This is a genomic window from Streptomyces sp. NPDC020362 (genome assembly GCF_040642095.1).
GTDB lineage: Bacteria > Actinomycetota > Actinomycetes > Streptomycetales > Streptomycetaceae > Streptomyces.
Genome location: NZ_JBFAET010000035.1, coordinates 1 through 26175, shown reverse-complemented (window position 1 = coordinate 26175; position 26175 = coordinate 1). Strand labels below are relative to the sequence as shown.

Genomic DNA, 26175 nt, shown 5'->3' with positions numbered 1-26175 from the left:
TCAGTGGCCCTCCTCGTCGAAGTCGAAGGAGTCGGGATCGTCTTCTTCGAGTTCACCCAGTTCGTCCTCGAACAGGTCCAGGTCGTCCTGGCTGAGGTCGGCCAGGCTGACGTCCGACGGTGTCGGCGCGGAGCGGACGGGGGACGCGGCGCAGACGGTGAGCCGGTCCAGTACGGCGAACCAGGTGTCCACCAGGTCGGCCGCGGCGTTGTCCGGCAGGAGCGCGCCGGCCCAGGCGAGACCCACGACGAGCCGGTCGTCCCGCACCATCGCCGTGATTTCCAGGCCGTGCGCCACGGGCAGCGCGGGGTCGGCCGCGCCTCCGAAGGCACCGGGCTCGGGTGCCACGGACCAGCCGGCCGCGGGGGCGTCAGCGCCTCCGAAGCGGCCCAGGTAGTTGAAGGCAGCCTCCGGTGTCACCGCGTCGGCCAGCAGGGACCGGCCCTGCGCCGAGAGGTGACGCAGCAGCCCGAACCCGGTGCCCTTCTCGGGGACCGCGCGCAGCTGGTCCTTGAGGTGCCCGAAGGCCCGGCCGAGGGCGACGTGGTCGTACGGCTCGGTGTTCCAGGTCCCCGGGCCGGTGTCCAGGCGGACGGGATACACGCTGGTGAACCAGCCGACAGTCCGTGTCAGGTCGATCGCGGGATCGGTCTCGTCGCGTCCGTGGCCCTCCAGGTCCAACCGCACCGCACCGGTGGTGGCACCGGTGCGCCGGGTGCGCCAGTCGGCGAGCGCGAGCGCGAGGGCGCCGAGCAGCACCTCGCCGGTGGTGGCGTTCAGCGCGGCCGGCACGGTCGTCAGCAGCGGTGCGGTCCGCTCGGCGGACAGGCGCCCGCTGTGATGCCGTACGGCGGACTCGGTGTCGCGTGCGGGGTCCACGGGGCCGTCCAGCAAGGGGGCGGCCGGGGCCGTCATGCCTGTCCAGAAAGGCAGTTCGTCCTCCCGCTCCCGGGCCTGTCCGGGCAGCAGGTGGGCCCACTGCCGCAGCGAGGTCCCGGTGTCCGGCAACTCGCCGGTGCGCCAGGCGGTGTCCAGGTCGGAGAGCAGGATCTGCCAGGACACGGCGTCCACGACCAGGTGGTGCAGGACGAGGACGAGCCGGCCGCTGCGGCCGGGGCGGTCGAGCCAGACCGCCTGCGCCATCACACCCTGCCGGGGGGCCAGCCGGTCGCGGGCCGCCTCGGTGAGCGCGGGCAGCTCGGCGAGCTCGCCGTGCGCGTACCGCAGCAGATCGGCGGCCCGGACCGTGCCCGCCGGGCGGATGGTCGTCGTCCACGTCTGCCCGGCGCGCTCGTCGTGCCCCTCGGTGGTGAGGACGGTCCTGAGCGCGGCGTGCTGATCGAGGAGTTGTTGCAGCAGCCGCTCCACGGTGTCCCGGTCCAGACCGCGCGGGGTGCGGATCCACAGCGACTGGCTGAACCGGTCGACGGGGCCGCCGCGTTCGGCGAGCCAGTGTGCCATCGGCGTCAGCGGCAGATCTCCGTCCTCCGCCATGGTGACGGCCGCCGTCGGGGTGCTGCCCGCCACCGCCGCGAGCGCGGCCACGGTCCGCCGGTCGAACACGTCACGCACCGTCAGGTTCACGCCCTCGGCGCGGGCCCGGCTGACCAGGCGTATGGAGGTGATGCTGTCGCCGCCCAGGTCGAAGAACCCGTCGTCGACGCCGACCTCGGGGACTCCGAGTACCTCGGCGAAGACTCGGCACAGCACAGCCTCGACCGCGTTCGACGCCGCACGCGCGGTTGTGACGGTGGTCTGCGGTTCGGGCAGGGCCGCGTGGTCGAGCTTGCCGTTCACGGTCAGCGGCAGCCGCTCAAGGACGACCACGGCCGACGGGACCATGTAGTCCGGCAGCGCCGCGGCCAGCATGCGCCGCAGGTCGCCTCCGTCGACGCCGGCCTCGGCCGGCACGGCGTAGCCGACCAGTCGGCCCGATTCCCTCTGGACGACGACGGCGTGGGCGACCTCGGGCAGCGCGGTCAACGCGGCCTCCACCTCGCCGAGCTCGATGCGGTGGCCGCGCACCTTCACCTGGCCGTCGCCGCGCCCGAGGAACTCCAGGCCCTCGGCGCCCCAGCGGGCCAGGTCGCCGGTGCGGTACATGCGGCTGCCCGGCGGACCGTAGGGGTCGGCCACGAACCGGGACGCGGTCAGACCGGGCCGGTCATGGTATCCGCGTGCCAGACCCGCGCCGGCCACGTACATCTCTCCCGGTACACCGGGCGGGACCGGACGCAGCCGTTCGTCGAGGACGCGGACGGTCAGGTCGGCCAGCGGGGTGCCGATCGGGCTGCCGAGCCGGGCGCGGACGTCGGCAGGGCTCAGGGCCCGGGCGGTGACGTGCACGGTGGTCTCGGTGATGCCGTACATGTTGATCAGCAGCGGCGCGTCGGCGGGGCGGGCGGCATACCAGGCGTCCAGGCGCCGGGTGTCGAGCGCCTCACCACCGAACACGACTGCCCTTACGGGCAGTTCGCCCCCGGAAGGCACGGCGGACAGCAGATGGAACGCCGACGGCGTCTGGCTGAGCACCGTGACCCGCTCCTGGGTCAGCAGGCGCAGGAAGTCCTCCGGGGAGCGGCTGACCTCGAACGGTACGACGACCAGGCGCCCGCCGTGCAGCAGAGCCCCCCACAGCTCCCACACGGAGAAGTCGAACGCGTAGGAGTGGAACAGCGTCCACACGTCCGACGCGGTGGGCCGCAGGTGCCCTTCGGTGGCCGCGAACAGGCGCAGCACGTTCCGGTGGGTCACCACGACGCCCTTGGGGCGTCCGGTGGAGCCGGAGGTGTAGATCAGGTAGGCGGCGTTGTCCGGGTGGGTGCCGGGATCGGGCAGCGGGGCATCGGAGTGGGCCGCAGCGTCGCCGACGGTGACCGCGGGCTGCCCCGCGGCCAGCCGGTCCGCGCACTCGGCGGCGACGACGGTGACTGCCGGCCGGGTGTCCTCGGCGACGAGGGCGATCCGCCGGGCGGGGTGTGCCGGGTCCAGCGGCACATAGGCGGCGCCGGTCTTCAGCACCGCGAGCACCGCGACGACCAGGTCCGCCGAGCGCGGCAACAGCAGGGCCACATGGCGCTCGGGTCCGGCTCCGTGCTCGCGCAGCAGCCGGGCCAGGCGGTTGGAGCGCCCGTCCAGCTCCCGGTAGCTCAGCCGCTCAGTACCACAGGTCACCGCCGTGGCGTCCGGTGTGCGGGCCGCCTGGGCCGCGAACCGGGCGGCGAGTGTGCCGTCCCCGGGCAGCGGCTGCGGGACGGGCATGAGCGCACCGCGCTCGCTGTCGTCGAGCAGGTCGAGGTCACCGATCGGGCACCGCGGGTCGGCCGCGACGCCCTCCAGCAGCCGGACGAAACGCCGGGCGATCGCCTGTGCCGTGGTGGCGTCGAACAGGTCGGTGCGGTACTCGACGACGCCGTCGAGTCCGGCGGGTTCGCCCTCGCCGTCCCGCGACTCCTGGACGTGCACGGTCAGGTCGAAGCGGGCGACCTCCACCGGCACCTGGGCGGCGGCGATCTCCAGCCCGGGCATGCGCAGTTCGGCACCGGGTGTGTTCTGCAGGGCCAGCATCACCTGGAACAGCGGCTGCCGGGAGCGCGACCGCTCGGGGTTGAGCACCTCGACCAGCCGCTCGAAGGGCACGTCCTGGTGGGCGTAGGCAGCCAGGTCGGTCTCCCGGACCCGGTCGAGGAGCGTGGCGAAGTCCGGGTCGCCGGAGGTGTCCGTGCGCAGCACCAGCGTGTTGACGAAGAACCCGACCAGATCGTCCAGGGCTACGTCGGTGCGGCCGGCGACGGGGGCACCGACCGGGACGTCGGTGCCGGCGCCGAGCCGGGTCAGCAGCGCCGCCAGGCCCGCGTGCAGGGCCATGAACACCGTTGCCTGGCGGTCCTGGGCCAGTTCCGTGAGCCGGCGGTGGGTGCCGGCACCGACGGAGAACGCGATACGGGCACCTTGGTGGTCCGGAACCGGTGGCCTGGGACGGTCCAGCGGCAGCGGCAGCTCCTCGGGCACGCCCGCGAGCGTCCGGCGCCAGAAGTCGACCTGGCGGGCGGCCGCGCTGTGTTCGTCGGACTCGTCGCCGAGCAGCTCGCGCTGCCACAGCGTGTAGTCGGCGTACTGCACGGGCAGCGGCGCCCAGTCCGGGGCCCGGCCCTCGCGCCGGGCCGCGTAGGCGGCGGCCAGGTCGCGGGCCAGCGGCGCGAGCGACCAGCCGTCGCCGGCCACGTGGTGCAGCAGCAGGAGCAGCACGTGCTCCTCCCGGCCGAGCCGGAACAGTGTGGCACGCAGCGGTGGTTCAGTGCTCAGGTCGAAGGCGTACCCGGCCGCTCGGGCCAGGTCGTCGGCGAGCCTGGACTCGCTGCTGTCCGCGGTCTCGAAGGGGGCGGGGCCGGCGACGAGGATCCGCTGGCGGGCGGATCCGCCGTCCTCGGCGAACACGGTGCGCAGGGTCTCGTGCCGGGCCACCACGTCGGTGAGCGCGGCGGACAGCGCGGCGGTGTCCAGCCGGCCGCGCAGCCGCAGCGCGAGCGGGAAGTTGTAGACGGCGCTGGAGCCGTCGAGCCGGGCCAGGAACCACAGGCGCTGCTGGGCGAAGGACAGCGGCACGACGTCCGGACGCGGGTACGGGGCGAGCCGGGGCCGGTCGCCGGCGGCACTCTCGATCAGCCGGGCCAGCTCCGCGACGGTCGGTGCCTCGAACAGGTGCCGTACCTCGATGTCGACGTCGAACACCTCCCGGATCCGGCTGATGAGCCGTACCGCGAGCAGCGAATGCCCGCCCAGGGCGAAGAAGGCGTCGTCGACGCCGACCCTTGGCAGCCCCAGGACCTCGGCGAACAGACCGCACAGCAGTTCCTCGCGCGGGGTGCGCGGGGACCGCCCGCCGCCCTGCGTCAGATACTCGGGGGCGGGCAGGGCCGCACGATCGAGCTTGCCGTTCGGCGTCAGGGGGAAGGCGTCGAGGGGAACGATGGCCGCCGGGACCAGATGCGCCGGCAGCTTGTCCCGCAGATGGCCGGCGAGCCGTACCACCAGCGCCCCGGCGTCGGCGAAACGGGCCGGATTGTTGGCCAACGGGTTGCGTCCCGGTCCGGGCTCGTACAGCTCCCCGCAGCGCAGCGGCCGTGCGGGGTCGGTGAACAGCACGTCCAGGTCGCCGTCGGTGCCCTGCCCGGACCAGGTCGACTCGGCGCTCAGGCCCAGCCGGCCTGCGAGGGCGGCGAACTCCTCCGGGTGCGGTGCGGTGCCGACGTCCACCGGCCCCGGTGCCGTACCCGCGGGGTGGTCGTCCGCGGCCAGCGCCCGGACGGCGGCCGTCGTGTCACCGGCGGCGAGCAGATCGCGGGCGGCGTTCTCGGCGGCGAGTCGTGCGTTGGGCACCGAGGTGACCCGGACCCGGGCGGTCCCGGCCCGCCCGAGGGCCGCGGACAGGCCGTCGAGGTCGCGCACGTCGCGCCCCCACAGCAGCCGGACCGGGGCCTCGTCCGGACGGACCGGGGCGACGGCCAGGGTGCTCAGGACGACGTCGTAGCGGTGGACGGTCAGTTCGTCGCGCTGAGCGCCCCGCTTGAGCCACACGTCGGCGTGCCTGAACGCGGGCAGGGTCGCCGGGAGTGCGGCGAAGTAGTCGGGGTCGACGAGGAGTTCTTCCTCGGCGCGTACGCCGGAGTCGATCCGGCGGCGCAGTTCGGCCGCGTCCGCGGAACCGCCGCGCAGGAGTTCCACCGCGGTGCGCAGCGTGGGCAGCGTCCGCACGTTGCGGACATCGCCGAGGAACACGGCACCGCCGGGCCGGAGCAGCCGGGCGAGTGCGCGCAGGACGTCCTGGAGGTAGTCGGCGTCGGGGAAGTACTGGACGACGGAGTTGAGCACGATCGTGTCGAAGTACCCCTCGGGCAGCCCCGTGACGTCGTGGGCGGGCTGGGCGCGCAGGGTGATCCGGTCGGCGAAAGGCTGCCCGGCGAGCCGTTCGCGCAGCTTCTCCACGGCCGACTCGGACAGGTCGGTGCCCCAGTATTCGGCGCACTGAGGGGCGACCTTGGCAAGGATCAGTCCGGAGCCGACGCCGATCTCCAGGACCCGCTCGGGCGCCAGGCCGAGGATGCGGTCGACGGCGTCGGCGCGCCACTGCCGCATGTGCTCCAGTGGGATCGGTGCACCGTCGTAGGTGCTGTTCCAGCCCGCGAAGTCCTCGCCGAGGGCGGCGTCACCGTCCGTGCCGTACTGCGCCTCGAAGGCGGCGTGCCACTGGTCGACCTGGCGGGTTCCGGCGGCGGGGTCGCCCGCCGCGTCGGCGTGGTCCTCGACCACGTAGGCGACGAGCCGGTCCCCGTCGGCGACGACGACGGCACCGGCCACCGAGGGGTGCTCGGTGAGCGCGGCCTCGACCTCGCCCGGCTCGACGCGGAAGCCGCGCACCTTGATCTGGTGGTCGACACGCCCGGCGAACTCCAGGGTGCCGTCGGTGCGGCGGCGCGCCAGGTCGCCGGTGCGGTACATCCGGGAGCCGGGGGCGCCGAAGGGGTCGGCGACGAATCGTTCGGCGGTCAGCGCGTGCCGGTTCAGATAGCCGCGCGCGAGTCCGGCGCCGGCGAGGTACAGCTCGCCGACGACTCCGTGCGGGACGGGCCGCAGACGTGCGTCGAGCACGTACACCCGTGCGTCGACCACCGGTGTGCCCAGCGGGGGCACGCCGGCGCCGGACAGCGGGGCGCTCGTGGTGGCGCACACGGTCGTCTCGGTGGGCCCGTAGGCGTTGATCATGCGGCGCCCGGCGGACCAGCGTGCGGTCAGGTCCGGCGGGCAGGCCTCGCCGGCGACGACGAGGGTGACGCCGGGCAGCGCGTCCTCGGGCAGCACCGCGAGCGCGGACGGGGGCAGGGTGACGTGGGTGACACCGTGCTCGGCCACGACGGAGGCGAGGGCGAGTCCCGGGAGCAGCCGCTCGGCCGGCGCCAGCACCAGGGTGGCGCCGGAGAGCAGGCCCATGCAGATCTCCCAGAAGGCCGCGTCGAAGCTGGGCGAGGCGAACTGCAGGACCCGGCTGCCCGGCCCCACCCCGAGCCGTTCGCGCTGGGTGGTCAGCAGGCTGTGCACGCCCCGGTGGGAGGCGACGACGCCCTTGGGCCGGCCGGTCGAGCCGGAGGTGTAGATGAGGTAGGCGGGCGAGTCCGGGTGCGGGCGCACTCCAGGGTCGGTCCCGGGCAGGCCGGTGAGGTCGGGCAACTCGTCGAGCACACAGGTCGGCCGGGCGTCGTCGAGCATGTACGCGATGCGCTCGGCCGGGTAGTCGGGATCAACGGGCAGATAGGCGGCCCCGGCCTTCCAGATGCCGAGCACGGCTGTCACCAGCTCGGGCGAGCGCTTCATGCGCACGGCGACGACGGACTCGGCACCGACCCCGGCCGCGCGCAGCCAGTGGGCCAGCCGGTCGGCCCGCTCGGCCAGTTCGCCGTAGCGGACGACCTGGTCCTCGTGGACGAGGGCGACGGCATCGGGATTCTGGCGGGCCGCCCGGGTGAACAGGGTGACCGTGTCCATCGGTTCGAGGTCGCGACGGCTGTCGTTGTAGCCGTCGAGCAGCTGGTGCCGCTCCGCCGGGCCGACGAGTTCCAACCCGCTCAGCGGGGTGCCGGGTGCGGTGGCGACGGCGTCGAGGAGCCGGACCAGACGGGCGACGACCGACTCCACGGTGGCCGCCTCGAACAGGTCGGTGCTGTATTCGACGACGCCCGTGATGCCGTTCGGCTCCCGGTCGCCGTCGCGCAGCTCCCGCAGGGCGAACGAGAGATCGAACTTGGCGACTCCGGCGCCCGGCGCGACCACCTCGGCGCGCACACCGGGCAGGCCGATCACGGAGCGCTCCATGTTCTGCAGCGCCAGCAGCACCTGGAACATCGGCTGCCGGGCCAGCGACCGCTCGGGGTTGAGCACCTCGACCAGCCGCTCGAAGGGCACGTCCTGGTGGGCGTAGGCAGCCAGGTCGGTCTCCCGGACCCGGTCGAGGAGCGTGGCGAAGTCCGGGTCGCCGGAGGTGTCCGTGCGCAGCACCAGCGTGTTGACGAAGAACCCGACCAGGTCCTCCAGGGCCTCGTCGGTGCGGCCGGCGATCGGGCTGCCCATGGGGATGTCGGTGCCGGCGCCGAGCCGGGTCAGCAGTGCCGCCAGGCCCGCCTGGAGCACCATGAACAAGCTCACGCCGCGCTCGGCGGCCAGTGCGGCCAGGCGCCGGTGCAGGTCGGCGCCGATCTCGACGGGCACCTCGGCGCCCCGGAAGCTCAGCTGCTCGGGGCGGGGCCGGTCGGCGGGCAGCGGGATCTGCTCCGGCAGGCCGTCGAGCGTCTCGCGCCAGAAGTCGAGCTGCCGGCTGATCAGGCTGTCCTCGTCGGACTCGTCGCCGAGCAGTTCGCGCTGCCACAGCGTGTAGTCGGCGTACTGCACGGCCGGCGGCGCCCAGTCGGGGTCCCGGCCCTCGCGCCGGGCCGCGTAGGCGGCGGCCAGATCGCGCTCCAGCGGCCGGATCGACCAGCCGTCGCCCGCGACATGGTGCAGCAGGAACAGCAGCAGGTGGTCGTCGGGGCCGAGGGTGAACAGGGTGGGCCGCAGCGGCGGTTCGGTGTCGAGGTCGAAGGCATGCCGTACGGCGGACTCGACGGCCGCGTCGAGCTCCTGGGGAGCGAGGCGCACCTCGGGCAGCTCCGGCCGGTACGGCGGGAGGATCCGCTGGTACGGCTCACCCGTGGTCTCGGGCAGCACCGTGCGCAGCACTTCGTGCCGGGCGATCACATCGGCGAGCGCGGCCCGCAGCGCGGGCACGTCCAGCTCCCCGGTGAGGCGCAGGCCACGGACGATGTTGTAGGTGGGGCTGGGGCCCTCCAGACGGTGGAGGAACCACAGCCGGCTCTGCGCGTACGACAGCGGGATCCGGTCGGGGCGGGTGCGGGGGCCGAGCGGCGTCCGCTCGGTGCCGGTGCCACCGATCCGGGCGGCGAGCGCGGCCACCGTCGGTGCCTCGAACAGGTCGCGCACGCCGAGTTCCGCGCCGAGCTGCGAGCGGATCCGGCTGACCAGCCGGGTGGCGAGCAGGGAGTGACCGCCGAGGTCGAAGAAGTCCGCGTCGATGCCGACCTCACCGACTCCGAGGACGGCGCAGAACAGGGCGCACAGCCGGGCCTCGGTATCGGTGCGCGGGGCGCGCAGGGCGCCCTCGTGCCGGCCGGGCTCGGGCAGGGCGCGACGGTCCACCTTGCCGTTGGTGGTCAGGGGCAGCTCGTCGAGGAGAACGAACGCCGAGGGCACCATGTACGCGGGCAGCTGCCGGGCGGTGTGCTCGCGCAGGGCGCTCACGTCGACACCCGCACGGTCCGGCACGACATAGGCGACCAGCCTGCCGTCCCGTACCACGACCGCGGCCCGGCCCACCCGGGCGTGGCGGCCGAGGCACGCCTCGACCTCGCCGGGCTCGATCCGGTGGCCGCGGATCTTGATCTGGTCGTCGGCCCGGCCGAGGAAGTACAGGGCGCCGTCGGCCCGGCGGCGGGCCAGGTCGCCGGTGCGGTACATCCGGGAGCCGGGCGGGCCGAACGGGTCGGCGACGAACCGCTCGGCCGTGGCCCTGGGCATGCCGAGGTAGCCGCGGGCCAGACCGGTGCCCGCCAGGTACAGCTCGCCGACGGCGCCGACCGGGACAGGCCGCAGGGCGCCGTCGAGGACGTAGGCGCGCATGTTGTCGAGCGGGGTGCCGATCGGCAGCGAGGACTCCACCGGCCGGGTGGCGTCCACCGCGTGGGCGGTGGCGCCGAGCGTGGTCTCGGTCGGGCCGTACAGATGGCGCAGCTGTGTGCCGGGGCACAGCTTGCGGACGCGTTCCAGGGCGGTGGTGGACACCAGGTCGCCGCCCGTCCAGATCTCGCGGACGCTGGCGAAGGCGTCCGGCTGCTCCTCGGCGAGCAGGGCGAACAGGCCGGCGGTCACCATGAAGCAGGTGATGCGCTGCTCGGTGAGGATCCGGCGGTAGGTGTGCGCGTCGAGGTCGCCCGGGGGCGCGACGACCAGCCGGGCGCCGGTGAGCAGCGGCATCCACAGCTCGTACGTGGAGATGTCGAAGGCGTACTGCGAGTGCAGGAGCACCCGCTCGCCGGGGCCGGAGCGCCAGCGGCGGTCGAGGGCGAGGCCGAGGACGTCGTCGTGGGTGATGCCGATGGCCTTGGGCGTTCCGGTCGAGCCCGAGGTGTACATGATGTACGCCAGCGCGTCCGGCCGCAGCGGCACGTCCGGGGCGTGGTCCGGCATACCGGAGGCGGCGTCGACCCGCAGGACGGTGGCGTTGTGCGCGAACTCGGGGGTGGTGTCGTCGGCGAACAGGACGGCCGCGGAGGTCTCCTTGAGCGTCAGCTGGAGGCGCTCCACGGGGTGCCCGGTGTGCAGGGGGACATAGCTGCCGCCCGCCTTCAGGACGGCGAGGGTCGCCACGACCTGTTCGACCGAGCGTTCCACGCACACGGCGACAGCGGTCTCGGGTCCGACGCCCGCGCCGAGCAGACGGTGTGCGAGCCGGTTGGCCCATGCGTCGAGTTCGGCGTACGTCAGCTCCCGTTCACCGTCGTCGACGGCTACGGCGCCGGGCGTCGCCTGCACCGTCTGCGCGAACCGCTGCGGCACGCCGTCCGCCGCAGGCCGGGCCACGACGGTGTCGTTGACCTCCTCGGTCAGGTGCCGGCGTTCCTCGGGCGACAGCAGGTCCAGCTCCGCCACCGGGCGGTCCAGCCCGTCGGCCGCGGCCCGCAGCAGCCGCAGGAGGCGGGCGCCGAGCGCCTCCGCTTCCTCGGCGGTGAACAGGTCGGGCCGGCAGTCGAGCCTCAGGTGCAGGCTCTCGCGCGGGATCGCGGCGAGCGTCACCGCGTAGTGCGAGGCGTCCCGGCTGCTCAGGCCCAGCATGCGCAGTCCGTCGACCTCGGGCAGCAGGCCACGGTCGACGGGGTAGTTCTCGAAGACCAGGGCGGTGTCGAACAGCTGCGGCACACCGATGGCACCCTGCACGTCGGCGAGCCCGATGTGCTGGTGCTCGATGAGGTCGGCCTGCCGGGCCTGCACCTCGGCACCGAGCTCGGCGAGGGTGGCGGTGGGCCGCAGGCGCACCCGCAACGGCAGTGTGTTGATGAACAGGCCGACCATCTCGTCGACGCCCGGCAGGTCGGCGGGCCGTCCGGAGACGGTGGCGCCGAACACCACGTCGTCACGGCCGGTCAGCGCGCCGAGCAGCACGCCCCAGGCGCACTGGACGACCGTGTTGAGGGTGAGGCCGTGCTCCCGCGCCCGGTCCCGCAGCCGTGCGGTGACATCGGCGGGCAGTTCCAGGGCACGGCGCACGGGCCGTACGGGCGTGTCGCCGTCGGCGGCGATCCGGGTCGGCTCGGTGATGCCGTCGAGGGCGGCTCGCCAGGCCCGCAGCGCGGCGTCGCGGTCGCGATGCGCGAGCCAGGCCAGGTAGGTGCGGTAGGGCCGCACGGCGGGCAGGGCGCGGTCGTCGCCGTGGGTGGCGTAGAGGGCGAACAGTTCGCGCAGTACGAGCGGCAGGGACCAGCCGTCGAAGAGCGCATGGTGGTGGGTGAGCAGGAACAGGTGGCGGCCGGGCGCCGTGCGCACGAGGGTGGCGCGCAGCAGCGGGGGCCGTGCCAGGTCGAAACGCCGGGCGTGGTCCTCGGCGAGCAGTCGCTCCAGTCGGGCCGCTCGCTCATCCTCGGGCAGGACGGTGAGGTCCACGACGGACCAGGGCACGTCCACCGCGCGCGGAATCACCTGCACGGGTTGCTCGACGTCCTGGTGCCAGAACCCGGCGCGCAGGTTGGGATGGCGCGCCAGCAGGGCGCACAGCGCCGCCCGCAGGGCGTCGGCGTCCAGCTCACCCTCGGCCTCGACGGCGAGCTGGACGTTGTAGACGTCGGCTCCGCGGTCGTCGTAGAGCGCGTGGAAGAGCAAGCCCTCCTGCAGCGGCGTCAGGGGCAGGATGTCGGCCAGCCCGGACGTCATCGTGCGTTCCTCCAAGCGGTTTCGAGGCGGTCGATGTCCGCCTGGCTCAGTGAGATCAAGGGCAGGTCGTCCTCGGTGAGGCCGCCTGCGTCCGCCGTCCGCGCATGGTCGGCGAGCGCTTCGAGCGCGGCGAACCAGAGGCCGGCCAGCCGGTCGACGGACTCCTCGTCCAGCAGCCCGGCCGGCCAGGACCAGGTCGCGGTCAGCTCGGGCCCGTCGGCGTGGTCACGGGTGAGGGCGTTGAGTTCGAGGACGTGCGGCGCGGGCATGGCGTCGTCGGCACCGCCGCCGTAGGCACCGGCCTCCGGGACCAGTTCCCAGTCCCGCGCGCCGACGGGTGCCGGGAAGCGGCCCAGGTAGTTGAAGGCCATCTGGGGGCGGCGGGCGTCCAGGCCGAGGAAGCCGAACCCGGCTCCCTGGTCGGGCCTGGCGCGCAGGGCCTCCTTGACCCGGCGCACCGCCTCGGCCAGCGCCGTCCCGTCCCAGGAGTCCGCCTGCGGGTCCAGCCGTACCGGGGCGATGGAGGTGAACCAGCCGACGGTACGGGTCAGGTCGGCGCCCTCGATCAGGTCCTCCCGGCCGTGGCCCTCCAGGTCGGCCAGCACCGGCCCGGGCCCCCGCCAGCGGGTCACGGCCAGAGCGAACGCGGTGAGCAGGATGTCGTTGACCGTGCCGTTGAAGGCGGCCGGTACGTCGCCGAGCAGCGGCCGGACCACCGCGGGGCCCAGCGAGCGGACGAGCCGCCGCAGGGTGCTCTGGGTGTCCCGGCGGGAATCGAGCGGGCGCGTGGCGAGCTGCGGGTCCTCGGTGGCGAGGATCTCGCGCCACACGGGGAGTTCCGCACTCCGGTCGGCCTTCTCGGTGAGCAGTGCCCAGCGGCGCAGTGAGGTGCCGACAGGGGCGAGGGGCTCGCCACGCCAGGCCGCCGCGAGGTCCGGCAGCAGGATCCGCCAGGACACGCCGTCGACCGCAAGGTGGTGCACGGCCAGCAGCAGTCGGCGGTCCTCGGGGAACCACACGGCGTGCAGCATCCCTCCGGTGTACGGGTCGAGCCGGTCGCCCAGCGCGGCCCGTTCGGCGGCGAGGTCCTTTTCGGCGCGGCGCACCAGCAGCTCGGGGCGGGCGTCGGGGAGGATCTCCCAGCTCCAGTCGCCGTCAGCGGCGGTGAGCCGCAGCCGGAGCGCGTCGTGGTGTGCCACCAGCGTGCGCAGGGCGGCCTCCAGCCGCTGGAGGTCCGCGTCGGCGGGCACCTGGATGAGCGCGGACTGGTGGAAGCTCCCCACCGGGCCGCCCAGGTCGCGCAGCCAGCGCACGATGGGCGTGAGCGGCAGCGGGCCGTGCGGAGCGACCACGTCGCCGCCCGACGGGCCGTCGGCGGCCGTGGCGGTGCGGGCCAGGTCGGCGAGGACCGGAGTGCGGAAGACGTCGCGCGGGGTGAACTCCAGTCCGGCCGCGCGGGCCCGGCCGACCAGTTGGATCGCCGAGATGCTGTCCCCGCCGAGCGTGAAGAACCCGGCGTCCGCGGGCACCTCGGGCACCCCCAGCACATCCGCGACAAGCCGGCACAGCAGCCGCTCGCGCTCGGTGCGCGGGGCGCGTCCGACGCCCGGGACGGTGTAGGAGGGCGCGGGCAGCGCGCGGCGGTCGAGCTTGCCGCTGGCGTTGAGCGGAATCCGCTCCAGCTCCACGAACGCGGCCGGCACCATGTACTCCGGCAGCCGCTCGCAGAGCGCGTCCCGCAGCGCCGCGGCGTCGAAGGGGTGACCCTGCGCGGGCACCACATAAGCGACGATCCGCTTGTCGCCCGGCCTGTCCTCCCGGACGACGGCCACCGCGCGGCCGACGCCGGACAGCGTGGCCAGGAAGGCCTCGATCTCGCCGAGTTCGATGCGGAAGCCACGGATCTTGACCTGGTCGTCGACCCGGCCGAGGAACTCGATCGCGCCGTCGGCGTTCCACCGCACCAGGTCGCCGGTGCGGTACATGCGGGAGCCGACGGGCCCGTGGGCGTCGGCCACGAACCGTTCCGCGGTCAGCGCGGGCCGGTCCAGGTAGCCGCGCGCCAGCCCCGCGCCGCCGAGGTACAGCTCGCCGGGTACGCCCACGGGGACGGGCTGGAGGCGGGCGTCGAGCACATGGGCCCGGGTACCGGCGAGGGGGCGGCCGATGGGGACGGTGTCCCGTCCGACGGCCGCGGGCTCGCTCAGCGGGAAGCAGGTGGCGAAAGTGGTGGTCTCGGTCGGGCCGTAGACGTGGACGACGGTCAGGCCCGGGCAGCGCTCCAGCACCCGGCGCATGGCCTCGGGTGAGACGAAGTCGCCGCCCGTCCAAACCTCGCTGACCGCGGCGAAGGCGTCCGGGCACTGCTCGACCATCAGGTTGAACAGTGCCGTGGTCAGGAACAGGCCGGTGATCCGCTCGCCCAGGACGATCCGCCGCAACTCGGTGACATCGAGCTCGCCCGCCGGGGCGACGACGACCTCGCCGCCGCTCAGCAGCGGCACCCACAGCTCGTAGGTGGAGGCGTCGAACGCGTGCGGCGAGCGCAGCAGCACGCGCCGGTGCGCTCCCCCGCACCACACCTCGTCCCCGGCCAGTTCGAGGATGTCCCGGTGAGTCACGGCAACGCCCTTGGGGGTGCCGGTGGAGCCCGAGGTGTACATCACGTAGGCCAGTTGATCGGTGTGCGCCGGCCCGTCGGGGCGGTGCTCGCAGGTGTCGGCGGTGTCGGCGCGCAGCGCCGGGACGCCGAGCTCCACGGCCGTCGGGTGAGTGCTCTCGTCGGTGAGGACGAGGGTGGCGCCCGCGTCCCGCACGACCAGTCGCATACGGGCGACCGGGTGGGTCTCGTGCAGCGGCACGTAGGCGGCACCGGCCTTGAGCACGGCGAGAGTGGCGACGACAAGATCGGTGGAGCGGCGCATGGCCAGGGCCACCGTCGTCTCGGGACCGACGCCCTGCCGGACGAGCGTCTGGGCGAGGCCGTTGGAGCGGGCGTCGAGGTCCCGGTAGGTGAGTGTGCGGCCGTTCTCGCGCACCGCCACCGCGTCGGGTGTGCGGGCGGCTTGCGCGGAGAAGCGGCTCACCACCGTCTCGCCGGGACCGGGGCAGACGGCGGGGCGGTGGCCCCACTGCTCCAGCAGGCGCGTCCGCTCGGCTGCGTCGAGGATCTCCAGGGAGCCGACCGGCCGCTCGGGCTCCGCGACGGCCGCTTCGAGCAACCGCACCCAGCGGGCCGCGAGGGCGGCGACCGTCTCCCGGTCGTACAGGTCGGCGCTGTACTCGACGTGTCCCTCGATGCCGTCCGGGCCGTCCTGCAGGCCGAAGGCCAGGTCGAACTTGGCGGTGCCGTTGTGCACGTGCTCGGTGGTGACGTCCAGTCCGGTGAGCCGGTGCTCGGCCGTGGGGACGTTGTTCAGCATCAGCACGACCTGGAACAGCGGCTGCCGGGACAGGGACCGCTCCGGGTTGAGTTCCTCGACCAGCCGCTCGAAGGGGATGCCGGAGTTCGCGTACGCGTCGAGGTCGGCCCGGCGGACCCGGTCGAGCAGTTCGGCGAACGTCAGGTCGCCCGATACGTCGGTGCGCAGCACCACGGTGTCGACGAAGTTGCCGACGAGCCCCGCCAGCGCGTCGTCCGTCCGCCCGGCGAGCGGCGAGCCGATCACGATGTCCTCGCCCGCGCCGAGACGGGAGAACAGCGCGGCCAGACCGGCGTGCAGCACCATGAACAGCGAGGCGTGACGGGTCGTGCCGAGCGCGGACAGCCGCGCGCGCAGCCCGGCCGGGAAGCGCAGCGGCACCTGACCGCCACGGTGACCGGTGACGGCCGGCCGCGGCCGGTCGGCGGGCAGCTCAAGGTACGGCACCCCGTCCAGTGCCTCACGCCAGTACGCCAGGAGTGCGGGTTCCTCGGTCTGCAGGGCCTCCCGCTGCCACAGGGTGTAGTCGGCGTACTGCACGGGCAGCGGCGCCCAGTCCGGGGCCCGGCCCTCGCGCCGGGCCGCGTAGGCGGCGGTGAGGTCCGTCGCGAACGGTGCCAGCGACCAGCCGTCACCGGCGATGTGATGGATGACGACCAGCAGCAGGTGGTCCTCCGGACCGGCCTCGAACAGCGTCGTGCGTACCGGTGTCTCGGTGCGCAGGTCGAAGGCGTGCGCGGCCGCCGCGGCGACCGCCTGCGGGGAGTGCGGCGCCGTGTGCAGTTCCGGCACCCGGTCGACGATCTCCTGGTGCGGGGTGCCACCGGTGGCCGGGAAGACGGTGCGCAGGCTCTCGTGCCGGTGCGACACGTCGGTCAGGGCCGCTGCCAGCGCCGCCCGGTCGAGCGGGCCGCGCAGGCGCAGCGCCAGCGGGATGTTGTAGGCGGGGTGGGGTCCGTCGAGTTCGCCGAGCGCCCACAGCCTGCGCTGCGCGAACGACAGCGGAAGCCGCTCCGGGCGCTCGTCCCGGGTGCGCGCCGTGAGGGCCGGCCGGGCGGGCCGGGCTCCGTCGGCCCGGTCGGCGGGACGGTCCTCGGCGGTGTCGCCGAGGCGCTGGGCGAGGGCCGCTACACCGGGGGTCTCGAACAGGTCCTGCACCGGGATCCCGGTGCCCGTCTCCTCCTCGATCCGGCGGGCCAGCCGGACCGCCAGCAACGAGTGCCCTCCCAGGGCGAAGAAGTCGTCGTCCGGACCCACCTCGGGCAGCCCGAGCACCTCGGCGAACAGCGAGCAGAGCAGGGCCTCTTGCGGGGAGCCCGGGACGCGGGCCGCCTGCGGCCCCTCGGGGGCGGGCAGCGCCGCCCGGTCGAGCTTGCCGTTGACGGTCAGCGGCAGCGCGGGCAGCACGACCACGGCCGCGGGCACCATGTAGCCGGGCAGGGTGCCCGCGAGTTCCTCACGGACCCGTGCCGGGTCCACCCCGTCCGGACCGCCGGGCACGGCGTACGCCACGATGCGCCGGTCCGCCTCCTCGCCCACGGTGTCCGGGCCGTCCTCGCGGACGATCACGGCCGCGTCGGCCACCTCGGGCAGCCGGAGCAACGCGGCCTCGATCTCGCCGAGTTCGATACGGAATCCACGGATCTTGACCTGCCGGTCCGCCCGCCCCAGGTACTCCAGCGTGCCGTCGGGCCGCCACCGGGCCCGGTCGCCGCTGCGGTACATGCGGGAGCCGTCGTCGGCGAACGGATCGGCGACGAACCGGGTGGCCGTCAGTTGCGGCCGGCCCAGATAGCCGCGGGCCAGCCCGGCACCGGAGACGTACACCTCGCCCGCGACACCCGGCGGAACCGGTGACAGCCACTCGTCGAGCACGTAGACGGTGAGGTCGTCCAGCGGCACGCCGATCGGGCTGCCCAGCCCGGCCCGCGTCTTGGCCGTCACCGTGCCGTGCGTGACGTGCACGGTGGTCTCGGTGATGCCATACATGTTGACCAGCTCGGGCCCGTCGGGATGCCGTGCGAACCAGTCCGCGAGCCGCCCCACGTCGAGCGCCTCACCGCCGAACACCACGTACCGCAGGGCGAGTTCGCCGTCGGCCTCGGTGTCGGCCCGCGACAGCGGGTAGAAGGCCGACGGCGTCTGGTTCAGCACGGTGACGCCCCGCTCGGCGAGCAGACGCCAGAAATCCCGCGGTGAGCGGGCGGTCTCCTGCGGGACGACCACCAGGGTGCCGCCGTACAGCAGGGCACCCCACAGCTCCCACACCGAGAAGTCGAAGGCGTACGAGTGGAACAGGGTCCACACGTCGTCGGGTCCGAACGCGAACTGCCGCCGGGCTGCGTCGAAGAGCCGCAGCACGTTGGCGTGGGTGACCTCGACGCCCTTGGGGGTGCCGGTGGAGCCGGAGGTGTAGATGACGTACGCCCGGTTCCCGGGCCGGACCGCCGCGCCCAGTGCGGTGTCCGCGGTGTTCTGGGCGCAGGTGCCGAGGAGCACCACGGGGACCGGTCCGCCGGGCCCGCCGGCTTCGGTCCGGGTGACGGTGTCGGCGTCGGTGAGGAGCAGGTCGGCCCCGGCGTCGGCCAGCGTGGCGGTGATCCGCCGGGCCGGCGAGGCGGGGTCGATCGGCAGATAGGCGGCCCCCGACTTCAGCACGCCCAGCAGCGCGGCCACCAGGTCGGCCGATCTCGGCAGCAGGACGCCGACCAGCGACTCCGGCCCGGCGCCGCGCTCGCGCAGCACCTGCGCGACCCGGTCGGCCCGGCGATCGAGTTCCGCATAGCTCAGGGCGGTGTCGCCGTGGACGACGGCGGTGGCGTCCGGGGTGCGCCGCACCACCTCGGCGAAGCGTGTGACGAGCGTGGCGGTCACGAACGGCCCTCCAGCTCGCGCAGTCGGGCCGCGACCAGCGTGCCGACCTCGGCCAGCGGCTCGGGCAGGGTCATGGTCTCGTGCCGGGTCTCCACGTCACGCACCTCGACGGACCCGCTCAGATACGGCAGCCACACCTCGTCCGGGGCAGTCTTGGGCGTGCCGTCCTTGGCCAGTGTCGGCCGGAAGAAGAGGGCGTTGCCCTCGAACGGCCGGGGCTTGTGCTCACCCATGATCCGCACGCTGTTCTTGTAGATCTCGATGAGCGCCAGCAGGTTGTACTCGCCGAACAGCGCGAACGGGCTGTTGCCCTCACGCAGCCTCTTCGCCACGAACGCGGCCTCCAGCGGCTTGCCCGGCTCCAGCTTGCTCATGTCGTAGCCCGTCGAGGCCACGGCGGCGGCGAAGAACTCCTGCTCGCTGGGGATGCGGTGGTTGGTGATGTCGTCCTCGGAGGGGTAGTCGGCCATGACGGTGAGCAGACCGACCTCGTCCCCGGCCTCGGCGAGCTGCGTCGCCATTGCCTGCGCGACGATCCCGCCGAAGGACCAGCCGAGCAGGTGGTACGGCCCCTCGGGGCGGACCGTCTTGATCTGCTCGATGTAGTCGGCGGCCATCTCCTCGATGCTGTCGGGCAGCGGCTCCGGCCGGGCCAGGCTGCGCGGCTGGAGACCGTAGATCGGGTGGTCGGCGTCGAGGTGCCGCATCAGTCCGGCGAAGACCCAGCTCGGTCCGCCCATGGGGTGCAGGCAGAACAGCGGCGGCCTGGTGCCGGACGCACGGATGGGCAGCAGCACGTCGAACGCGCTGTCCGTGGTGTCGACACCGAGGGACCGGGTGAGTTCGGAGACCGTGGGGGCGTCGACGAGACTGCGGAACGTCAGTTCGGCACCGAGGGTCTCCTTGATGCGCACCACCAGCTGATTGGCGAGCAGAGAGTGGCCGCCGAGTTCGAAGAAGTTCTCGTCGATGCCGACCCGGGGCAGTCCGAGCACCTCGGCGAACAGCCCGCACAGGATGTCCTCCTGCGGGGTGCGGTGGCCCCGGCCACGGACGACGGCGTCGGGCCGCGGGTCGGGCAGGGCCTTGCGGTCCACCTTTCCGTTGGCGGTCAGCGGCAGCGCGTCGAGCACCACGAAAGTGCTCGGCACCATGTAGCCGGGCAGCCGCTCGGCAAGGTACCGCCGCAGTTCCATCGGGTCCGCGGTGGTGCCGTCCACGGGCACCACGTAGGCGACGAGCCGGTGGTCGCCCGCAGCGGCCTCGCGCACGGTGGCCGCTGCCGCGGCGATGCCGGCCCGTCGGCCGAGGGCGGCCTCGACCTCGCCGAGTTCGACCCGGAACCCGCGGATCTTCACCTGGTCGTCGGCCCGCCCGAGGAACTCCAGGTCCCCGTCCGGCCGGTACCGCACCAGGTCACCGGTGCGGTACAGCCGGGAACCGGGCGCGCCGAACGGGTCGGCGACGAAGCGCTGCGCGGTCAGGCCGAACTGCCCGAGGTATCCGGCGGCGACGCCGTGTCCGCCGACGTACAGCTCCCCGGGCACCCCGTCCGGGACGGGCCGCAGCCCGGAGTCCAGGACGTGCACCTGGGTGTTGCCGATCGGACGGCCGATCGCCGTCGCGTCGCCGGTGACCGGCGCCGTGGTCGACCAGATGGTCGTCTCGGTCGGCCCGTACAGGTTGACGACCTCCCGGGCGTCGGCCGCGAGCCGGGCCGCCAGCGCGGAGTCGAGCGGTTCCCCGCCGACCAGGACCCGCTTGCCGCGTACCGCCTCCGGGTGCCGCCCGGCCACCTCACGCCACAGCGTCGGCGTGGCCTGCATGACGGTGCTGTCGGCGAGCAGCTCGGCGAGCGCGGCCGGGTCGCGGACCTGGTCGGTGCCGGCGAGGACGACGGCCGCCCCGGACACGAGCGGCAGCAGCAGCTCCAGCAGGGCGATGTCGAAGCCGACCGTGGTCACGGCCAGCAGGCGGTCGGCCTCGGTGAGCGGGACGATCCGCCGCATCGCGGCGAGGAAGTTGGCGAGGTTGCCGCGCGAGACGCACACGCCCTTGGGGCGACCGGTCGAACCCGAGGTGTACAGCACGTACGCGGGCGCCTCGGGCAGATACGGCGCCGGCGCTGCCGCGGCCGGCGCGGGAGCGGCGCCGGCCCGGTCGAGCACCAGCCGGGGGCAGGTGCCGGGCAGCCGCCCGGCGAGCTCCTCGGTGGTCAGCAGCAGCGCCGGGTCCGCCTCGGCCAGCACCGCGCTCAGCCGCTCGACGGGAAACTCAGGGTCCAGCGGCAGGAACGCGGCGCCTGTGCCGAGCACTGCGAGCAGCGCCGGTACGAGGTCGAGGTCGCGGGGCAGCGCCAGCGCGACCAGCCGGCCCGGTCCGGCGCCCTGCTCGGCCAGCAGACGGGCCAGCCGGCCCACGCGGTCCGTCAGTTCGCCGTAGGTCAGCGATCGCTTGCCGTGCACGACGGCGGGCGCGCCGGGGGTGCGCTCGGCCTGCGCGGCGACGAGCGAGACGACATCGGTGCCCGGAGCCTGGAGCGCGGCGTCGTTACGGGCGGCCAACGCGGCGAGCTCGGTGGTGTCGAGCAGGTCGACGGAGGCGATCGGGCACTCCGGCTCCGCGGCGGCGCAGGCGCGCAGGAACCGTACGAAGCGCACCGCGTGGCGGGCGACGTCCTCAGCGCTGTACGCCGCGGGGTTGCCGTCGACGTCGATGCGCAGACCGTCCGGCCACACGTGGACGTTGACCGCCAGGTCCTCCACGGGGCCGTTGGACAGGTTGTGCACGGACGCGGGGCGTCCGTCGAAGGTGAGGCTGTGGCCGAACTCCTGGATGTTCAGCACCGGGCCGAAGAACCGGGCGTCAGTGGCCGCGAGACCGAGGTCGCGGCGGAGTTCCTCGCCGCGGTAGCGGTGGTGGCGCAGCACCGACAGCAGTTCCCGGCCCAGGCGCGCGGCGGCCCCCGCGACCGGCTCGCCGGGCTGGAGCGTGGCCCGGACCGGCAGCATGTTGGTCACCATGCCGGGCGTGGACCGGGCCAGAGCGCTGCTGCGGCCATGCACGGGCAGGCTGAGCAGCACCTCCCGGCTCGCGGTGTGCCGTCCGACGTAGGCGGCGAAGGCGGCGGTGATCAGCCGGACCAGGGTGCTGCCGTGCCGGTCGGCATCCGAGCGCAGCGCGTCCGTCTGCGCCGCGGACAGCTCCACCCCGTGCCGCAGGAACCCGTGCGACACGGGCCGTGCGCCGCCCGCGAGCGCGGTCGGGGTGAATCCGCCGGCGAAGTAGCGTGCCCAGGCCGCACGGTCCTCCGCACGACGCGCCGACTGCTCGTACCGCGCCGACTCCGCCAGCAGCGGCTCTATCGGGGACCGCTGCGTGTCCGGGGCGGCCTCGGCCGACGGCTCCGTGTACTCGGCGGCGACCCGCCGGGCCATCAGGGAGACACCGTAGGCGTCGAGCAGGACGTGGTGGTAGAGGTGCGACCAGAGGTACCGGTCCTCGGCCAGCCGCACCAGGGTGAACCGGAACAGCGGGGCCTCGGCCAGGTCGAAGGGCCGGCCGGTCTGTTCGCGCAGCAGGTCCAGCGCGGCGGCGTGCGGATCGGCCTCGGCCGACACGTCGACCACCGGCATCGACCACTCCAGGTCCGCCACGGGAATCTGCCGGGGCCCCTCCAGGGTCGCGGCAACCCGGAAGTGCAGTGCCTCGGCCCAGTCCACGGCCCGTCGTACGGCGCGCCGGAACCGTTCGACGTCCAACGGCCCCTGGATGTCGACGTACTCCCCCGCCGTGTACACCGGGCTGTTCTCATCGAGCTGCTGGGCGAACCACACACCCTCTTGGGCAGCCGAAAGCGGCAGAGATCCATCGGAGGACAACACGCACTCCCAGGGTGTAGACAGCGGATTCCAGTCCGGCGATCACCCTAGGTAGCGCAGTGCGCCGAGACGAACCCCTGATGCCCCCCTGACCTGCGACGGGACGGATTCCGGGACTCCCCCAGGGTCCCTGGCCGGTGACACTGTGGTGCTCCGGCGGTCCTCTAGGGGGCCTGGGCGGTCCGGGGATCTAGGGGGCTTGCCCGGCGCAAAGGGCTGGGTTCAGATGGTGGCCGCTCTCCCCCGGTACGGCCGCCACCGGCCACGATGTGCGCTCACGAAGGGCCTTCCGCGATGACCGAACCCGCACCGAAGGTGCACCCCCTGTGCCCGCTGGACCGGCTCGACGCCTATCCGGCCTACGACGAGTTGCGCAGGGACGATCCGGTGCCGCAGATGCAGCTGCCCTTCGGCGAACCGGTGTGGATGGCCACCCGCCACGCCGACGTGCGCGCATTCCTGCTGGAATCCCGCTTCAGCCGCAAGGCGGCGCTCGGCAAGAACGCACCCGGCTTCAGCCCCGGCGGCTACGCTCACACCATCCCGTTCATGGACACGCCCGAGCACACCGAGGCCCGCCGCATGGTGGCGCGGGCGCTGACGAAGAAGCGGATCGAGGGCCTGCGCCCCCGCATCGAGTCCATCGCCGAGAACCTGATCGACGCCATGGTGGCCCAGGGCGACTCCGCCGACCTGGTCGAGGCGCTGGCGAAGCCGTTCCCGGTGGCCGTGAACTGCGAGATGTACGCGGTGCCCGAGGAGGACCGCGAGCAGTTCCACGCCTGGTCCTCGGCGCTGCTGGTCACCGCCGGCCTGGCGCCGCAGGAGTTCATGACGAACTTCATGGGTCTGATGGAGTACACCGCCTCCCTGGTCGCACGGCGCCGCAAGGAGCCCGGAGACGACCTGGTCAGCGCCCTGGTCGCGCAGTGGGACGCGCAGGACAGGTTCACCGAGGAGGACCTGTGCAAGGCGGTGATCTCACTGCTGCTGGGCGGTCACGACCCGGTGACCGCGCACATCTCCAACTCCGTCTACGTGCTGCTGAGCCAGCCGGAGAAGTACCGGGAGCTGTGCGAGCGGCCGGAGATCGTGCCGACGGCGGTCGAGGAGCTGCTGCGCTTCATCTCCATCGGTGACATCTTCGGCTTCGGCAGCTACGCCACGGAGGACATCGAGATCGGCGGGCACACGGTCCGCGAGGGCGAGCCCATGCTGGCCCTGCTGGCGTCCGCCAACCGGGACGCCGAGGTCTTCGAGAACCCGGACACCCTCGACCTCACCCGCGAGCACAATCCGCACGTCGCCTTCGGCCACGGCCCGCACTACTGCGCCGGCACCGCGCTCGCCCGTGTCGAGCTGCAGGTCGTCTTCGCGGCCCTGACCCGGCGGCTGCCGACGCTGCGCCTCGGCGCGGGCGACCCCGCCGAGTGGTGGCACCAGATGGTCACGGTCATCCGCACCCTGCGCACCCTCCCGGTGGAGTGGTGAGCGCGGTGTCCGGCTCGCGGATCAGTGGGCTGGGCGGATACCGGCCCCGGCGCACGGTCACCAACGAGGAGATCGCCGAGCGGGCTCCCGTCACCGTGGAATGGATCGAGACCCGCACCGGCATCCACACGCGAGGTCATGCCGGTGACGGGGAGAGCATCGTCGACATGGGCGAGCACGCCTCCCGCGCCGCACTGCGCGACGCGGGCGTGACCCCGGAGGAGATCGACCTCGTCATCCTGGCCACCCAGACCATGATGCGGCCGATCCCGTCCGGCGCGCCGGAGCTCGCCGCCCGCCTCGGCTGCGGCAACGCGGGCGCCTACGACCTCAACGCGGCCTGTGCGGGCCTCACCTACGGCATCGCCGTGGCCTCCGACGCGGTGCGGCTCGGCAACGCACGGCACGTCCTCGTCGTCGGTTCGGAACGGCTGACGGACTGGACCACACCGGACATCTCCGACGTCTACGCGCTGCTGGCCGACGGTGCCGGCGCCGTCGTCGTCTCGCCCTCGGACCAGCTGGACATCGGCCCGGCCGTGTGGGGCTCGGCCGGCGAGCACCGCGAGGCGCTGTGGGTACCCGAGGACGGCGAGCACATCGCGATGAAGGGCCGCCAGGTCTTCAAGTGGACGCTGGACAACATGCCGACCGCCGCCCGACGGGCGTGCGCGCTGGCCGGTGTGGAGCTGTCGGACGTGGCGTGGCTGGTGCTGCACCAGGCCAACCGCCGCATCATCGACGCGATCGCGACCGAGCTGAAGTTCGAGCCCGATCAGGTCGCGCGTGACGTGGTGGACAGCGGCAACACCTCGACCGCCTCCATCCCGCTGGCGCTGTGCCGACTGCGGGAGGAGGGCCGCGTACGTCCCGGCGACCGGGCTCTGTTCCTCGGTTTCGGCGCCGGCCTCACCTACGCCGGACAAGTCGTCACCCTGTATTGAGAGAGCCGGAGGTCATCATTCCGATGCCAGAGCAGGAAATCCTGGACAGGATCGCCGAACTGATCCGCGAACAGACCGAGTTCAAGGGCGCGGTCACCGCCGACACCGCGTTCCGGCTGGACCTCGAGATGGACTCGCTGTCCACGGTCGAGCTGATCTCGGCCACCGAGCAGGCCTTCGACGTGCTCATCCCCTACGAGGAACTGGACGAGTTCGACTCGGTGGGCGAGCTGGCCGACTACGTCGCGAAGCTCAGGACCGGATGAGCCGTCCGGTCCCGGTCTGTCTCGAGGACTTGTCCGCCGCCGCCGCCGCGCTTCTGCCCGCCGATGTATGGGGGTACGTGGCAGGCGGCGCCGGCGACGAGTCCACCGTTCATCTCAACACCGAGGCGCTGCGCGCGATACGACTGGTGCCCCGGGTACTCGCCGATGTGAGCCGACGCAGTACGCGGGGCGAGCTGCTGCGGGACGCCTGCGCGCTGCCCCTGGCGATCGCGCCGATGGCGTACCAGAAACTGCTGCACCCCGACGGTGAGAACGCGATGGCCCGCGCGGCCAAGCGGGCCGGGGTGCCCTTCGTCCTTCCGATGCTCAGCAGCGTCGCGCTGGAGGAGGTCGCGGCCGTCGGCGGCGCCCTGTGGCTCCAGCTGTACTGGCTGCGGGACCGCGGCCAGACCCGGGAGCTGATCCAGCGGGCCGAGGCTGCGGGCGTGGGCGCCCTCATGCTCACCGCCGACATGCCGGTGATGGGGCGCAGGCTGCGCGATCTCAGGTGCGGCTTCAGCCTGCCCGACCACATCCATGCCGCCAACTTCGGCGCCGAGCAGAACGCCGCGGCCCGGGAACGCCACGAGGGCAACTCGGCCATCGCCGGGCACACGGCGCTCACCTTCGATCCGTCGCTGAGCTGGTCCGACGTGGAGTGGCTGCGCTGCCAGACATCGCTCCCACTGGTCGTCAAGGGCATCCTGGACCCGCAGGACGCCACCCGCGCGGTGGCCGCCGGAGCCGACGCGGTGGTGGTGTCCAATCACGGCGGCCGCCAGCTCGACCGGTCGGTAGTCGGCACAGCCGTCCTTCCCCGGGTGCGCGATGCCGTGGGCGATCACTGCACCGTCCTGTTCGACGGCGGCATCCGCTCGGGCAGCGACATCCTGTGCGCCCTGGCGCTCGGCGCGGACTCCGTGCTGGTAGGCCGTCCGGCACTCTGGGCGCTCGCCGTCGGCGCGGAGGAGGCGGTGGCCGAAGCCCTGGAGCTGCTGCGGACCGAACTCGATACCGCCATGGCCATCACCGGGTGCCGCACCGTCGGTGACGCCCGCGCCCTGACCGTCCTCGACTGACAGCGAGGATCGGGCATCTGTGACTCCACAGGAGCCGGGCCGAAGGCCCCTCGCTGTCCTGTCCGTCTGCCCGGCCGGAAACCGCCGGCCGGCTGCTGACCAGCGCGGGCGGCACCCCCGACAGGCCGCGCTCTACGGAGAAGGGGGGCCGGACAGGGCGCGCCGGGAGAGCCCCCGGCTGACGGTGAAGT

At 73.5% G+C, this 26175-nt stretch carries 7 protein-coding genes; 4 read left to right on the top strand and 3 right to left on the bottom strand.

Annotated elements, in window-relative coordinates; all coding sequences use genetic code 11:
- The 3 genes from AB0H32_RS16040 to AB0H32_RS16030 are packed head-to-tail and all read right to left on the bottom strand — an operon-like array spanning position 1 to position 22207.
- On the bottom strand, positions 1-12027 hold the full coding sequence (locus tag AB0H32_RS16040) for an amino acid adenylation domain-containing protein (RefSeq protein ID WP_361119888.1): 12027 nt from the start codon (positions 12025-12027) through the stop codon (positions 1-3).
- A complete protein-coding gene (locus AB0H32_RS16035) occupies positions 12024-18323 on the bottom strand; it encodes an amino acid adenylation domain-containing protein (protein ID WP_361119886.1) in 6300 nt (2099 codons plus the stop codon). The genes AB0H32_RS16040 and AB0H32_RS16035 overlap by 4 nt, the downstream gene beginning before the upstream one ends.
- Positions 18320-22207: an amino acid adenylation domain-containing protein gene (locus AB0H32_RS16030; protein ID WP_361119883.1), complete on the bottom strand. Its 3888-nt coding sequence runs from the start codon at positions 22205-22207 to the stop codon at positions 18320-18322. Before AB0H32_RS16030 ends, AB0H32_RS16035 begins: the two co-directional genes overlap by 4 nt.
- Before the next feature lie 291 nt (positions 22208-22498).
- Here AB0H32_RS16030 and AB0H32_RS16025 point away from each other — a divergent pair, with 291 nt between their 5' ends.
- The 4 genes from AB0H32_RS16025 to AB0H32_RS16010 are packed head-to-tail and all read left to right on the top strand — an operon-like array spanning position 22499 to position 25984.
- Complete coding sequence (locus AB0H32_RS16025) at positions 22499-23695, top strand: cytochrome P450 (protein ID WP_361119880.1); 1197 nt, start codon at positions 22499-22501, stop codon at positions 23693-23695.
- Positions 23692-24639 (top strand): beta-ketoacyl-ACP synthase III, encoded by a 948-nt coding sequence (locus AB0H32_RS16020; RefSeq protein ID WP_361119877.1) that lies wholly within the window; start codon positions 23692-23694, stop codon positions 24637-24639. Before AB0H32_RS16025 ends, AB0H32_RS16020 begins: the two co-directional genes overlap by 4 nt.
- A 23-nt stretch (positions 24640-24662) precedes the next feature.
- Positions 24663-24905 carry a phosphopantetheine-binding protein gene (locus tag AB0H32_RS16015; protein WP_361119874.1) on the top strand — a complete coding sequence of 81 codons (243 nt, stop codon included), beginning with the start codon at positions 24663-24665 and terminating at the stop codon, positions 24903-24905.
- Positions 24902-25984: an alpha-hydroxy acid oxidase gene (locus AB0H32_RS16010; protein ID WP_361119871.1), complete on the top strand. Its 1083-nt coding sequence runs from the start codon at positions 24902-24904 to the stop codon at positions 25982-25984. The genes AB0H32_RS16015 and AB0H32_RS16010 overlap by 4 nt, the downstream gene beginning before the upstream one ends.
- Positions 25985-26175: the final 191 nt, after the last annotated feature.

Excerpts from the sequence above, each read along its gene's own strand:
- AB0H32_RS16010 (WP_361119871.1), top strand. The coding sequence starts at position 24,902 with ATGAGCCGTCCGGTCCCGGTCTGTCTCGAGGACTTGTCCGCCGCCGCC.
- AB0H32_RS16040 (WP_361119888.1), bottom strand. The coding sequence starts at position 12,027 with ATGACGTCCGGGCTGGCCGACATCCTGCCCCTGACGCCGCTGCAGGAG.
- AB0H32_RS16015 (WP_361119874.1), top strand. The coding sequence starts at position 24,663 with ATGCCAGAGCAGGAAATCCTGGACAGGATCGCCGAACTGATCCGCGAA.
- AB0H32_RS16025 (WP_361119880.1), top strand. The coding sequence starts at position 22,499 with ATGACCGAACCCGCACCGAAGGTGCACCCCCTGTGCCCGCTGGACCGG.